The organism is Cupriavidus sp. 30B13 (genome assembly GCF_049059565.2).
Classification (GTDB): domain Bacteria; phylum Pseudomonadota; class Gammaproteobacteria; order Burkholderiales; family Burkholderiaceae; genus Cupriavidus.
This window is the reverse complement of sequence record NZ_CP188224.1, coordinates 1,487,301-1,500,774: the sequence shown is the minus strand read 5'-3', so window position 1 is coordinate 1,500,774 and position 13,474 is coordinate 1,487,301. Positions and strand designations below refer to the sequence as shown.

At 70.7% G+C, this 13,474-nt stretch carries 10 protein-coding genes; 3 read left to right on the top strand and 7 right to left on the bottom strand.

Annotation, left to right across the window (positions count from 1 at the left end):
* The first annotated feature begins 25 nt into the window (after positions 1-25).
* A complete protein-coding gene (gene hpnH, locus ACKI2N_RS25760) occupies positions 26-1,195 on the top strand; it encodes an adenosyl-hopene transferase HpnH (RefSeq protein ID WP_420991638.1) in 1,170 nt (389 codons plus the stop codon).
* Between the two features lie 77 nt (positions 1,196-1,272).
* On the opposite strand, the gene ACKI2N_RS25755 is transcribed toward hpnH, so the two are convergent.
* Positions 1,273-1,911, bottom strand: a complete 639-nt coding sequence (locus ACKI2N_RS25755; protein WP_420991637.1) for an MlaC/ttg2D family ABC transporter substrate-binding protein — start codon at positions 1,909-1,911, stop codon at positions 1,273-1,275.
* 470 nt (positions 1,912-2,381) lie between these two features.
* Here ACKI2N_RS25755 and ACKI2N_RS25750 point away from each other — a divergent pair, with 470 nt between their 5' ends.
* Both ACKI2N_RS25750 and ACKI2N_RS25745 read left to right on the top strand, forming a co-directional pair.
* Entirely contained in the window at positions 2,382-5,054 is a 2,673-nt protein-coding gene (locus tag ACKI2N_RS25750) for an MMPL family transporter (protein ID WP_420991636.1), read from the top strand.
* Between the two features lie 12 nt (positions 5,055-5,066).
* Positions 5,067-5,933 (top strand): VacJ family lipoprotein, encoded by an 867-nt coding sequence (locus tag ACKI2N_RS25745; RefSeq protein ID WP_420991635.1) that lies wholly within the window; start codon positions 5,067-5,069, stop codon positions 5,931-5,933.
* Positions 5,934-6,039: 106 nt separating this feature from the next.
* On the opposite strand, the gene ACKI2N_RS25740 is transcribed toward ACKI2N_RS25745, so the two are convergent.
* The 6 genes from ACKI2N_RS25740 to ACKI2N_RS25715 all read right to left on the bottom strand — a co-directional run bounded on the left by ACKI2N_RS25740 (position 6,040) and on the right by ACKI2N_RS25715 (position 13,200).
* Complete coding sequence (locus tag ACKI2N_RS25740; RefSeq protein ID WP_426990953.1) at positions 6,040-6,672, bottom strand: phosphorylase; 633 nt, start codon at positions 6,670-6,672, stop codon at positions 6,040-6,042.
* A 77-nt stretch (positions 6,673-6,749) separates the two neighbouring features.
* The gene (gene shc / locus ACKI2N_RS25735) at positions 6,750-8,717 is read right to left on the bottom strand and encodes a squalene--hopene cyclase (protein ID WP_420992058.1); all 1,968 of its coding nucleotides are present in this window, start codon (positions 8,715-8,717) and stop codon (positions 6,750-6,752) included.
* A 161-nt stretch (positions 8,718-8,878) separates the two neighbouring features.
* Positions 8,879-9,730: a presqualene diphosphate synthase HpnD gene (gene hpnD, locus ACKI2N_RS25730; protein ID WP_420991634.1), complete on the bottom strand. Its 852-nt coding sequence runs from the start codon at positions 9,728-9,730 to the stop codon at positions 8,879-8,881.
* 318 nt (positions 9,731-10,048) lie between these two features.
* Positions 10,049-10,270: a hypothetical protein gene (locus tag ACKI2N_RS25725; protein WP_420991633.1), complete on the bottom strand. Its 222-nt coding sequence runs from the start codon at positions 10,268-10,270 to the stop codon at positions 10,049-10,051.
* A gap of 124 nt (positions 10,271-10,394) precedes the next feature.
* Positions 10,395-11,987 carry a gamma-glutamyltransferase family protein gene (locus ACKI2N_RS25720; RefSeq protein ID WP_420991632.1) on the bottom strand — a complete coding sequence of 531 codons (1,593 nt, stop codon included), beginning with the start codon at positions 11,985-11,987 and terminating at the stop codon, positions 10,395-10,397.
* 223 nt (positions 11,988-12,210) lie between these two features.
* Positions 12,211-13,200, bottom strand: coding sequence for a Bug family tripartite tricarboxylate transporter substrate binding protein (locus ACKI2N_RS25715; RefSeq protein WP_420991631.1), 990 nt, complete (start codon positions 13,198-13,200; stop codon positions 12,211-12,213).
* Between the last annotated feature and the right edge of the window lie 274 nt (positions 13,201-13,474).

Here is a 13,474-nt window from a genome sequence, read left to right as displayed (position 1 = left end):
CCGCCCCCATAGAAGAAGGAAGTAAATGGCCATTCCCTTTCTGCAGGTCGCCCGCGTGGGCGCCTATGTCGTCAAGCAGCACCTCTCCGGCAACAAGCGTTATCCCCTGGCGCTGATGCTCGAGCCGCTGTTCCGCTGCAACCTGGCCTGCAACGGCTGCGGCAAGATCGACTATCCGGACGAGATCCTGAACCAGCGCCTGTCCGTGGCCGAATGCCTGGGCGCCGTCGACGAATGCGGCGCGCCGGTGGTTTCCATCGCCGGCGGCGAGCCGCTGCTGCACCGCGACATGCCGGAGATCGTGAAGGGCATCATCGCCCGCAAGCGCTTCGTCTACCTGTGCACCAACGCGCTGCTGATGGAAAAGAAGCTGGACCAGTACGAGCCCAATCCGTACTTCGTGTGGTCGGTCCACCTCGACGGCGACCAGGAGATGCACGACCACGCGGTCAGCCAGGAAGGCGTCTACGACCGTGCCGTGGCGGCGATCCGCGCAGCCAAGGCGCGCGGCTTCCGCGTCAACATCAATTGCACGCTGTTCAACAACGCCGAACCGGAAAAGGTCGCGAAATTCTTCGATTCGGTCAAGGAAATCGGCGTGGACGGCATCACCGTGTCGCCGGGCTATGCCTACGAGCGCGCGCCGGACCAGCAGCACTTCCTGAACCGCGGCAAGACCAAGCAACTGTTCCGCGACATCCTGCAGCGCGGCCGCAACGGCAGGAACTGGGCATTCAGCCAGTCCACGCTGTTCCTGGACTTCCTGGCCGGCAACCAGACCTATCACTGCACGCCCTGGGGCAACCCGGCGCGCACGGTGTTCGGCTGGCAGCGTCCGTGCTACCTGCTGGGCGAAGGTTATGTGAAGACCTTCAAGGAATTGATGGACACCACCGACTGGGACGCCTACGGCACCGGCAACTACGAAAAGTGCGCCGACTGCATGGTGCACAGCGGCTTCGAAGCCACCGCCGTGGCCGATACTATCGCCCATCCGCTCAAGGCGCTGGGCGTGTCCCTGCGCGGCGTGCGCACCTCGGGCCCGATGGCGCCGGATATCCCGCTGGACAAGCAGCGCCCCGCCGACTACGTGTTCTCGAAGCACGTCGAGATCAAGCTCGAAGAGATCGGCCGCTCCAAGGCCAAGGCCGCCAACGACGCCGCAGCCCGCAAGGCCGCGGCAGCGGCGCACTGAGCGCCGGGCGCCCCCACGCGATGGGGGCGCCATGCCGGAGGTGCCTTGCGTACCTCCGGGCGGCCGCCGCGCGGCGCTCAGGCGTCCGCGGTCTGGCGCGCGTTGTGGCTGGCGAGGTACTTCAGCAGGCCGTCGATGCCGTTGCGCGCAACGATGTCGGCGAACTGGCGGCGGTACACCTCGATCAGCCATGCGCCCATCATGTTGATGTCATAGATCTTCCAGCCGTTGCCGCTGCGCTGCAGGCGGTAGTCGATCTGCATCTCGTCGCCATTGTTCAGCACGCGCGTCTCCACCACCACATCGTTGGCGTTGGCCGCCGCGAGGACCGGCTTGTAGGTGAATTTCACCTTCTGCTCGCGCAACTGCGACAGCGACACCGCATAACTGCGCACCAGCAAGGTCTGGAACTGTTCGTAGAGCTGCTTCTGCTGCTCGGGCGAGGCATTGCGCCAGGCGCTGCCCACCGCCAGCCGGGTGGTGCGCTCGAAATCGGCGTAGGGCAGGAACTGGCGCTCGACCACGGCCGTGATCTTGGCCAGGTCGCCGTTGCGCGTATCGGGGGTGGACTGGATCGTGCCGATCACGCCCTCGACCGCCGCCCGCACCAGGCGGTCCGGCGAGGACCGGTCCACCGATTGCGCCTGCGCGGCGGAAACCATCGCCACCGCCGCGAGCGGGACCAGGACCTGGAAAGCAATACCTTGTGTCTTCATGCGAATTTAGACCTGAAAAAGCCAGCCGGCCTGCGGCCGGACCGCTGCCGGGACTACCCGGCAGACTTGCCAGGAAAACCAGAGGTGGAGAGTACTGCGGCGCACCTTGCGGCGATGGAAAACGGGCTGCAGGCCGCCCCGGTGCACGTGACGGGGCAGTATAGCGTACCGGCGCGAACGCGTGCCGGGCCCCGCCGCAGCCGCCATCGTGTCGCCGCGCGGCCCGCTGCGGCAGCGCCGGGCCGCGCCAGCCCGTTATACTCGCGGCTGCCGCTTTGTGCCTGCGCATCGCCTTGCGCCCTGCCCGGCGCCGCGTGCCGCGGGCCGGACCGGATCGCCAGCGCTGCCGGCCGTGGCGCCGGTCGTGCTGGTTGTGGCGATCGTGCCGGTTGTACCGCTTGTCCCGGTTGTACCGCTTGTCCCATTTACCGCGCCCGCCCCGGCGCCTCACTCAGGCCCCCATATCGCCCATGATGACGTCGTTGGTCATTCGCATCGTCAAGTTCTCCACCCGCCGCGCGTGGCCCGTGATCGCGCTTGCGCTGTTGCTGACCATCGCCAGCGGTATCTATGTGGCCCGGCATTTCGCCATCAACACCGACATCAGCCGCCTGCTGGAGTCGGACCAGCCGTGGGCCAAGCGCGACGCGGCGGTCAGCGCCGCGTTTCCCCAGCGCGACCAGATGATCCTGGCCGTGGTGCGGGCGCCGGCGCCGGAACTGGCCGATGCCGCCGCCGACGAACTGGCCGGCGCGCTCGCGCAGGAAACCGCGCGCTTTCGCGCCGTCAGCCAGCCCGGCGGCGGGGACTTCTTCGAACACAACGGCCTGCTCTTCGTCGACACCGCCAAGCTGCGCGACGTGACTTCCCAGCTCAAGCAGGCGCGCCCGCTGCTCAACGCGCTGGCGCATGACCCCACCCTGCGCGGCCTGGCCGACACGCTCACCACCACGCTGTCGCTGCCGCTGCAACTGGGCCAGGTCAAGCTCGCCGACATGGCCAAGCTGCTGGGCAGCAGCGCCGCCGCCGTCGACCAGGTGCTGGCCGGCAAGCCCGGCGCGCTGTCCTGGACCGGGCTGGTGGACTCCAGCCAGCAACTGGCGCCGGGCGCCGAGGCCATGTCCTTCGTCGCCCTCAGCCCCGTGCTGGACTACGCCGACCTGCAGGCCGGCGCCGGCGCCGCCGAAGCCATCCGCGCGACCGCGCTCAAGCTCGGCCTGGCCCAGCGCTACGGCGCCAGCGTGCACCTGACCGGCTCGCAGGCCCTGGCCGACGACGAATTCGCCTCGGTCCAGCAGGGCGCGGCCATGAACGGCGTGCTCACGCTGGTGGTCGTGATCCTGATCCTGTGGCTGGCGCTGCGCTCGAAGCGGCTGATCCTGGCCGTGCTGGCCAGCCTGCTGGTCGGCCTGGCCATCACCGCCGCGCTGGGGCTGGCCATGGTGGGCGCGCTCAACATGATCTCGGTGGCCTTTGCCGTGCTGTTCGTCGGCCTGGGCGTGGACTTCGGCATCCAGTTCGGCGTGCGCTACCGCGCCGAGCGCCATGCGCACCCGGACATCCCCGACGCGCTCGCCGCCGCCGCCAAGGCGGTCGGGGTGCCGCTCGCGCTGGCCTCCGCCGCCACCGCGGCCGCCTTCTTCTGCTTCCTGCCGACCGACTACCGCGGCGTGGCGGAGCTGGGCAAGATCGCCGGCGTGGGCATGCTGGTGGCCTTCAGCACCACCATCACCCTGCTGCCGGCGCTGATCACCGTGATGCGCCCGAAGGACGAGGCCGGCCGGCTCGACGTGCCGGGCTTCAAGTGGCTGGCGCCCGCCGACGCCTTCTTCGAGCGCTATCGCACCCAGGTGCTGATCGCCACGCTCGGCGTGATCCTGGCGGGCACCCCGCTGCTGCTGCACCTGCGCTTCGACTTCGACCCGCTGCACCTGAAGGACCCGCACTCCGAATCGATGGCCACGCTGCTCTCGCTCAAGGATGCGCCCCAGGCCGGCACCGACAACGTCAATGTGCTGACCCCGTCGCTGGATGCCGCCCGCGCCGTTGCCGCCCGCCTGGCGGCGCTGCCGGAGGTGTCGCGCGTGGTCACGCTGCAGACCTTCCTGCCCGACGACCAGCCGGCCAAGCTGGCCCTGATCGCCGATGCCGCCGCCAGCCTGCTGCCCGTGCTGACGCAGACCGTGGCCACCCCGGCCAACGACGAGCGCCGCGTCAATTCGCTCAAGAACGCCGCGCGCCAGCTCGCCCTGGCCGCCGAGGACCATCCCGGCCCGGGCGCGGCGGAGGCAGCCCACCTGGGCGCCTCGCTGCGCAAGCTCGCCGCCGCCGATGCCGCCACCCGCGACCGCGCCGAGCAGGCCATCGCCCTGCCGCTGCGCCTGGCGCTGGCGCGCCTGCAGCGCGCGCTGTCGCCCCAGCCCATCACGCAGGCCTCGCTGCCGCCCGCGCTGGTGCGCGACTGGGTCGCCCCGGACGGCCAGGCGCTGGTCAGCGTGAGCCCCAGGCTGCCCGCCGCGGCCAAGCCCGGCGATGCCGACGTCTCCAGCCAGGACAGCGCGCTGCGCGACGCCGCGCTCAAGCGCTTCATCGACGCCGTGCAGCGCGTCGCGCCGGACGCCGTGGGCGGCCCGATCTCGATCCGCGGCTCGGCCGACACCATCATGACCGCGTTCGCCCACGCCGGCGTCTGGGCCGTGCTGTCGATCACCCTGCTGCTATGGATCACGCTGCGCCGCGTGGGCGACGTGCTGCGCACGCTGCTGCCGCTGCTGGTGTCCGCGCTGCTGACGCTGGAACTGTGCGTGGTGTTCGGCATCCCGCTGAACTTCGCCAACGTGATCGCCCTGCCGCTACTGTTCGGCATCGGCGTGGCGTTCAAGATCTACTACGTCCTTGCCTGGCGCGAGGGCAAGACGCACCTCCTGCAATCGCCGCTGACCCACGCCGTGCTGTTCAGCGCCGCCACCACCGCCACCGCCTTCGGCAGCCTGTGGCTGTCGCAGCATCCGGGCACCGCCAGCATGGGCAAGCTGCTCGCGCTGGCGCTGGTGTGCACATTGGCCGGCGCCGTCTTCTTCCAGCCGATCCTGATGGGCAAGCCGCGCGCGCGCTCCAAGCCTGCCAAGAAACTGGCCCACTGAAAACCCATAACCATGACGAACCGTCCCGACCCCCAATCCAGCCGCCTGGCGCGGCTCCTGTCCGCGCTGTCCCTCGCGCTGCTGGCGACGGCGTGCGCGAGCGGCCCGCAGGCCAGCCCGGCCGACCCCATCGAGCCGTTCAACCGCGCGGTGTTCAAGGTCAACGACAAGCTCGACGAATACGTGGCGACGCCGCTGGCCAAGGGCTACCGCGCCGTCACGCCGCAGCCGGTGCGCACGGCGGTGACCAATTTCTATTCGAACATCGGCGACGTCGGCAATTTCGTCAACAACCTGCTGCAAGGCAAGGGCGTGGATGCGGCGGAGAGCTTCATGCGGATCGCCATCAACTCGACGCTGGGCATCGGCGGCCTGATCGACATCGCCACGCCGGCCGGCCTGAGCAAGCATTCGCAGGATTTCGGCCTGACCATGGGCGTGTGGGGCATCCCCTCGGGACCCTACCTGGTGCTGCCGCTGTTCGGCCCCAGCTCGATCCGCGACGGCGTCGGCCTGTACGTGAATTTCCAGATCTCGCCCACCACCTGGATCGACCAGGACTACCGCTACGGCATGTATTTCCTGGGCTTCCTCGATGCCCGCACCAATGCGCTGGGCGCCACCGACCTGCTTTCGCTGGCGGCGCTGGACCGGTACAGCTTCGTGCGCGACGCCTATCTGCAGCGGCGCCAGTACCTGATCAACGGCGGCGGCGGCAAGCTGCCGCAGTATGACGACGACGACGCTTCTACGGACGCCGCCTCCCCGGCCGCGCCTGGCGCGCCGGCCGCCGCGCCCGCCGATGCGACGTCGGCGCCGGTGCCCCCGCCCGCCGGCGGCGTGGAGCAAGCCCCCGCAGGGGACGGCAAGAAGGAATAGGAAGGACTTCGACGGGGCGCCTGGAGCGCTCCGTCCGCTGGCCCCGGGTGCCGGATGCCGGCGCCAGATCAAAAACCAGGGGTGCCGGCCAGCCAGGCCGGCTGGCTCAGGCCACCCCGAATCCCGCCCCCACCCGGCGCCGCGCGTCTTCCAGCCCCAGCCTGGCCAGCTTCGCGTCGCGCGCGAGCCTGAGCAGATCCGGCAACTGGCCGGGTCCGGCCAGCAGAGACTTCAGCACCGCCAGGATATCGGTCCCGCCATCCGCGCCCATGCCGGCGACGGCGGCGGGCGGGACCTCGCGCGCGGCGGGGTCCACCACCACGCGGCAGGCCGCGAAGGGCACGCCATGCGCGTGCGCGATGCGCGCCGCGATATGGGATTCCATGTCGGCTGCCAGCGCGCCGGTGGCGGCGTGCAGCGCGGTCTTGGCGGCAACGGCGGTAACGGGAAGGTCGCCGCCGGCGAGCGTGCCGGCGACCGCGCCGGGAAGTGCGCGCACGAGCCGCCGCAGCCAGCCGGCGTCGGCCGGCCAGTGGCTGGCGCCGTCGTGGATGCCGGTGGCCAGGATCACCGTGCCGGGCGCCAGCGCGGGATCCAGCCCGCCGGCCACGCCGAAGCTGACGACGCCGGCGCAGGGCCGCGCCAGGCGCTCGCGCAAGGCTTGCGCCAGCGCTTCGGCGCGCAGGCCATGGAGGGTTTCGATGCCGGGGCCCGCGGCGATGCGGGCCTCGAAGCGCATGCCGGCCACCACCAGCGTGGCACCGGCGCGGCGCGGCGCCTGGGCAGCCGCGCCCGCAGCCGCACTCGCCTGCGCGCTTACATCCCCCACGCCACCGTCCGCGTGCCGTCGCGGCGCAGGTTGCGGAAGCGCGCCAGCGCCCACAGCGGGAAGAAGCGCGCATAGCCGTGGTAGCGCAGGTAGAACACGCGCGGGAAGCCCACCGCGGTGAAGCGCGCCTCGTTCCACAGGCCGTCGGCCTGTTGCGTGCTCACCAGGTAGTCGATGCCGCGCGCCACCGCCGGATGATCGACCGCGCCGGCCGCCATCAGGGCCAGCACCGCCCATGCGGTCTGCGAGGCCACGCTCGGCGCGGGCTCGTAGCCCTTGTAGTCGAGACGGTAGCTGCTGCCGTCCTCGCCCCAGCCGCCGTCGGCGTTCTGGATCGAGATCAGCCATTCGGCCGCGCGGCGCATTTCCGGCGCTTCCGGGCCCAGGCCGGCGGCGTTCAGCGCGCACAGCGCGCTCCACGTGCCGTAGATGTAGTTCATGCCCCAGCGGCCATACCAGCTGCCGTCCGGCATCTGCTCGTCCAGCAGGTAGCGCAGCGCGCGCCTGAAGGCGTCGCTGCTGGTGGCGGACTCGCCGAGCTGCGCGAGCATCGACAGGCAGCGCGCGGATACGTCGGCCGTGGGCGGATCGAGCAGCGCGCCATGGTCGGCGAACGGGATGTTGTTGAGGTATTCGTGCGTGTTCTCCGGCTCGAAGGCACCCCAGCCGCCGTTGCTGCTCTGCATGCCCTCGACCCATTCACGCGCGCGCGCCACGGCGTCGCCATAGCGCTCGCGGTGGCTGGCCGCCGTCACGGCCGGCGCGCCGGCGCCCACGCGCGCGGCGCGGTCCATGGCCATCGCCACCACGGCGGTGTCGTCCACGTCCGGGTAATGCGGGTTGGCGTACTGGAAGGCCCAGCCGCCGGGGCGCACGTCGGGGCGCCGCACGATCCAGTCGCCGCGCACCTCCAGCTCCTGCAGCGGCAGCAGCCATTGCAGGCCGCGCTCGGCGGCCGCCTCGGCGCGGGCGCCGCCGGCTTCGAGCAGGGCGTGGCTGGCCAGCGAGGTATCCCACACCGGCGACAGGCAAGGCTGGCAATAGGCTTCGTCGCCATGCACCACCAGCAGCTTCTCGACCGAGGCGCGCGCCACCGCCACGTCCGGGTCGGTCTTGGGCACGCCGAGCACGTCGAACATCATCACGGCATTGGCCATCGCCGGGAAAATGGCGCCCAGGCCATCCTCGCCGTTCAGGCGCTCGCGCACGAACTGCTCCGCGCGCGCGATCGCGCGCTGGCGCAGGCTGCGCGGGAACAGCGGCTCGGCCACGCGCAGGCCGGCGTCGACCACGCGGAAAAAACCGAACCAGGCGCGGCTCTGGTGCGGCGCCTTGGGCGGCAGGCGCGCGGCCTGGCACGGCCGCACGAACAGCTCGTCGATGCCCACGCCGCGCGGATTGCGCGCCTGCGGGCGCAGGCTGTTGAGCACCAGCAGCGGCACGATCACCGTGCGCGCCCAGTACGCCACCTTGGACAGGTGGAACGGGAACCACAGCGGCAGCAGCATGATCTCCACCGGCATCATCGGCACCGCCTGCCACGGCATCACGCCGTACAGCGCGAGCAGCGTGCGGGTGAACACGTTGCTGCCCTCGGCGCCGCCCTGGGCGTGGATGGACGCGCGCGCGCGCCGCATATGCTCGGACTCGGGATCGTCGCCGATCATCTTCAGCGCGAAATACGCCTTCACGCTGGCGCTGATGTCCGAGGCGCCCTGGTGGAACAGCGGCCAGCCGCCGTCGGCATTCTGGATGCGGCGCAGGTAGCGGGCGATGCGGGCTTCCAGCACGGTGTCGGCGGTCTCGCCGAGGTAGTGCACCAGCAGGACGTACTCGGCCGGGATGGTGGCGTCGGCTTCCAGCTCGAACACCCAGTGGCCGTCGGGCTGCTGGGCCACCAGCAAGGCGTCCTGCGCGCGGCCGATCGCGCCTTCCAGCGCGCCCGCTTCCGGCATGCCTTGCGCGGATGCCGCGGACAGGGCCGGATCGGGGGATATTGCTACTTGGCTCATCGGTTTCGATGTCCTCTCTTCAACGACGCAATTACAGCAATGCTGCGCGCTCGCCAGGCCCTCGGGGTGGCGCCAGCGTGCAGCGGCAAATCAGCAAGAAGGCTTCAGACGAAGCCGTGCCGCAGCAGGATCCACAGCGCGCGGGCACGCGGCACGCGCACCCGCTCGCGCGGGTTGGCCCAGCCGCGCGCCAGCAGGCGCTGCAGCACCACGTGGTAGACCTCGCCCATGATGCGCGGCGAGCGCACCACGCGGCGCGGGGCATCCGCCATGATGGCGAACGCCTTGTCATAGTGCGCCTGGGCCTGCCCCGCCACTTCCAGGCAGGCGCGGCCCACCGCGGGATGGCCGACGATGGCCTGCGGCGCGCCCTGCGGCACGCCGGCGCCGGCCAGCGCTTCGGCCGGCAGGTAGACGCGGCCCAGGCCGGCATCCTCGTCGATGTCGCGCAGGATATTGGTCAGCTGCAGCGCGCGGCCCAGGTGATGGGCCAGCGCCACGCCGGCCTCGCGCTCCATGCCGAACACGCGCACGGCAAGCCGCCCGACGGCGCTCGCCACGCGGTCGCAATACAGGTCCAGCGTGGCGGCGTCCGGCGCGCGGATGTCCGCCAGCACGTCCATCGCCATGCCGTCGACCACCGCCAGGAAATCCTCCTGCAGCAGTTCGTAGCGCACGATCTGCGCGTGCAGCCCGCGCAGCGCCGCCGGCGGCGCGCCCGCATAGCAGGCGGCCAGGTCGGCGCGCCAGGCATCGAGCCCGGCCAGGCGCTGCGGGCGCGGGCCGTCGCCGTCGGCAATATCGTCCACCGCCCGGCAGAAGGCATAGATCTCGAACATCGCCTCCCGCTGCGCGGCAGGCAGGATCTTCATGGCGGCATGGAACGAGCTGCCGGTCGAAACGGGATTGCCCGCGCTGGGTGGGACGTCTTGCACTGCGATATCGGTTCCGGCCACGTAACTCCCCGTCACGCGTTGAACCGCCCTCGCCGCGCGGCCGTTGCCGGCAAAGCGCGGGCAAAGGCATGCGGGCAGCCGGGGGCGGCATGATTTTGGGTAATTCGGGATTATAGCAAGGCGCGCCGCGCAGGGACTGGCAGCGGACAGCCGGATGAACCCGGCACGCCGGGGCGCCCGGGAAAACGGGCGCCCGCCGGGCGGAAGTCGACTGAAGATGAGCCCGATGAGACCGATGAGACGCAAAGGCCGGCGCGGCGCAAGCCGTGCATGCCGGCTGCCATGCCCGGGGGCAGGCGCGCCGCCCGGCCCGGAAAGTCAGGCGCCGCGCACCCGGCCGCGCAGCCGGAGCAGCACGAATCCCCGCAATCCCGGCTCGTAGCGGGCGAATTCGAAGCCTTCTCCGGCCGCGTCCACCGGCGCCCGGTCGGCCGCGGCCTGCGCCGCGGCCCACTCGGTGGCCGCCTGCATCCTGCGCAGATCGGCCAGCACGGCCGGCGAAACACGATCGAGCAAGCGGCGGGACCGGAGCGTTTCCATGGCGACCTCTCCTTGGCTGGCAAAACAGGACGCCTTCAGTCTATGCCGCGGTTCCGGCCGTTTGATGTGGCCCAGCCCACACATCGGTGCATTTTTCCGGCACCGTGAAAACAGAAAACCGGAATCAGAACCCCACCGGGTAGCCGTCCTTGCGGTGATCGGAGGCGGCCGCGTAGCCGCTGTCGAGCCGCATCGCCAGTTGCGCCCCGCCGAATTCCAGGTTGCCGCGCACGGCCACCTCGACCTTGTGCCCGCGCGCGCGCAGCCCCGCCACGGTGGCCTCGGGGCAGTTCCATTCCACCGCGATGGTGCTGTTGTCGTCCAGCACGCGCCAGCGCGGGCCGTCGCAGGCTGCCTGCGGGTTCTGGCCGAAGTCCGCCAGCCGGCTGGTCATCTGCACGTGGCCCTGGGCCTGCATGGAGCCGCCCATCACGCCGAAGCTGGCCAGCGGCTGGCCCTGGCGCATCAGGAAGCCGGGGATGATGGTGTGGAACGGCCGCTTGCCCGGGCTGACCTGGTTGGGATGGCCGGGCTTGAGGTTGAAGCCCCAGCCGCGGTTGTGCAGGGCGATGCCGGTGCCGGGTACCACCACGCCGGAGCCGAAGCCCTTGAAGTTGGACTGGATGTACGAAACCATCATGCCGTTGCGGTCGGCCACGGTCAGGTAGACCGTGCCGCCGCTGTGCGGCTTGCCGGGGCCGGCGTTGCCGGCGCGCTCCGGATCGATGCTCCTGGCGCGGCTGGCGAGGTAGCCGCGGTCCAGCAAATGCGCGGCCTGCACTTCGGTCATCGTCGCGGGGTCGCCCACGTAGGTGTGCAGGTCGGCAAAGGCCAGCTTCATCGCTTCGACCTGCAGGTGGATGGCCTCGGCCGAATCCACGCCCGCGCCGGCCACGTCGAACTGCTCCAGCATGCCCAGCGCCATCAGCGCGCCGATGCCCTGCCCGTTCGGGCCGATCTCGAACAGTTCCAGATCACGGTAGGCCATGCTGATGGGCTGGACCCAGTCGGCGCGGTGCGCGGCGAGGTCGGCCTCGGTGATCAGCCCGCCGGTGGCGCGCGCGTGCGCGGCGATGCTCGCGGCCAGCTCGCCGTGATAGAAGTCGTCGCCCTTGGTTTCGGCGATGCGCGCCAGCGTGCGCGCCTGGCCCTCGCAGATGAAGCGCTCGCCCGGCAGCGGCGCGCGGCCGTTGGGCGCGAAGGCTTCGGCAAAGCCCGGCTTGTCGATCAGCACCGGCACCTGCGCCTGCCACTGGCGGTGCACCGTGTGGGACACCAGGAAGCCGTTGCGCGCGTATTCCAGCGCCGGCTCGAACAGGTCCGCGAACGGCAGGCTGCCGAACTTCTCCCAGGTGGTGCGCCAGCCGGACACGGCGCCCGGCACGGTGACCGAGTCCCAGCCGTTGGGCGGCATGCTGTCGTAGCGCGAGAAATATTCCGGCGTCCAGGCCGCGGGCGCGCGGCCGCTGGCGTTGAGGCCGTGCAGTTCCTTGCCGTCCCAGATCAGCGCGAAGGCATCGCCGCCGATCCCGTTCATGCACGGCTCGACCACGGTCAGCGCGATCGCGGTGGCCAGCGCCGCATCCACGGCATTGCCGCCGCGCGCGAGCATGCGCAGTCCGGCCGCGGCCGCCAGCGGCTGCGAGGTGGCCACCACGTTGTCGGCCAGGACCGGCACGCGCTGCGAGGGATAGGGGAAATTCCAGAAGTTGTTCATGGCGAGGAATGCTTGGCGCTCAGGGAGCGGCATTGAGGATTGGGAAAGCGGGACTAAAAAAGCCGGAATAAAAAGCGGAACGAAAAACAGGGCCGGAATCGCAGCGCCAGAAACGCAGCGCCGGAAACGGCTCCGGGGATCGGCCCGGTCCGGCCGCCGCCATCGGCAAGCCGCCGCGGCCGGACGATTCACTGCACGGAAATTTATCTCATCATGGTTGCGGCTAGTCGATGCGTACGTTGGCGGCGCGCGCCACCTTCTCCCAGGAGCGCATTTCGTCGCCGATCATACGGCCAAACTGCTCGGGCGGCGTGTACTTGATCTGCACGCCCTGCGCCTCCATCGCCGCGCCCAGCTCGGGCGAGGCCAGCACGTCCTTCATCACGGCGGCAAGCTGCTTGACCACCTGCGGCGGCGTGCCCTTGGGCGCCACCAGGCCGAACAGGTTGTCGGCGCGGAAATCGCGGATGCCCGACTCGGCCACGGTCGGCGCGTCGGGCAGCGAGCTCACGCGGTGCTCGGACGCCACCGCCAGCAGGCGCAGCTTGCCCGACTTCACGTGGGGCAAGGCCGCCGGGATGCTGTCGAACATCATGCTGGAGCGGCCGGCGATCAGGTCCGGCAGCGCGAACGAGCTGCCCTTGTACGGCACGTGCACCACGTCCACGCCGGTGCGCAGCTTGAACAGTTCCGACTCCAGGTGCGAGAGCGTGCCGGCGCCCTGCGAGGCGAAGTTGTACTTGCCCGGCGAGGCCTTGAGGTAGCTCACCAGTTCCGGCACCGAGTGCACCGGCAGCGAGGCCGGCACCACCAGGATGTGCGGCACGGTGCCGATGCCCGCGATCGGCACGAAATCGCGGCTCAGGCTGGCGGGCTGGCTGTTGTAGGTGGCCGCGGCGATGGCCGCGTTGCTCACGGCGGCCAGGTACAGCGTGTAGCCGTCGGGCGCGGCCTTGGCGGCGAAGCTCATGCCGATGGCGCCGCCCGCGCCGGGGCGGTTGTCCACCACGACCGGCTGCTTCAGCGCCGTGGACAGGCGCTGCCCCACCGCGCGCGCCAGCACGTCGGTGGCGCCGGAAGGCGGGAAGGACAGCACCAGTTGCACGGGGCGGTCCGGGTAATCTGCGGCGGCGGCCGGCACGGCGGCCGCGCCAAGGGCCAGCGCCAGCAGCAGGGCGGCCTGCTGCGCGCGGTGACGGAAAAGCGACTGCATGAACATGATCAGGGTAGCTCCGGAAAGCGTCGGGAAAGACGTTGACTGCCGAGGTAGAGTCGGAACGTTCCAGGGCGCGGCCGCTTTACCCGCCGGCTTGCGCGCCCCCTGTCATGCTGGATCTGCTTCGCCTGAGGCGATATGTCGGCTGATGGGAATGGACGATTCTAGGCCGCCCCCGCCGGCAGCGGGATGCGGATCGGCCATAGGCCTATGCGAAAATGGAATACCCGCGGCGAACCCGCCGCCCCTCCCCCGACCCCGAGGCGCCAAG

Excerpts from the sequence above, each read along its gene's own strand:
- hpnH (WP_420991638.1), top strand. The coding sequence starts at position 26 with ATGGCCATTCCCTTTCTGCAGGTCGCCCGCGTGGGCGCCTATGTCGTC.
- ACKI2N_RS25755 (WP_420991637.1), bottom strand. The coding sequence starts at position 1,911 with ATGAAGACACAAGGTATTGCTTTCCAGGTCCTGGTCCCGCTCGCGGCG.
- ACKI2N_RS25750 (WP_420991636.1), top strand. The coding sequence starts at position 2,382 with ATGATGACGTCGTTGGTCATTCGCATCGTCAAGTTCTCCACCCGCCGC.
- ACKI2N_RS25745 (WP_420991635.1), top strand. The coding sequence starts at position 5,067 with ATGACGAACCGTCCCGACCCCCAATCCAGCCGCCTGGCGCGGCTCCTG.
- ACKI2N_RS25740 (WP_426990953.1), bottom strand. The coding sequence starts at position 6,672 with ATGCGCTTCGAGGCCCGCATCGCCGCGGGCCCCGGCATCGAAACCCTC.
- shc (WP_420992058.1), bottom strand. The coding sequence starts at position 8,717 with ATGCCGGAAGCGGGCGCGCTGGAAGGCGCGATCGGCCGCGCGCAGGAC.
- ACKI2N_RS25725 (WP_420991633.1), bottom strand. The coding sequence starts at position 10,270 with ATGGAAACGCTCCGGTCCCGCCGCTTGCTCGATCGTGTTTCGCCGGCC.
- ACKI2N_RS25720 (WP_420991632.1), bottom strand. The coding sequence starts at position 11,987 with ATGAACAACTTCTGGAATTTCCCCTATCCCTCGCAGCGCGTGCCGGTC.
- ACKI2N_RS25715 (WP_420991631.1), bottom strand. The coding sequence starts at position 13,200 with ATGCAGTCGCTTTTCCGTCACCGCGCGCAGCAGGCCGCCCTGCTGCTG.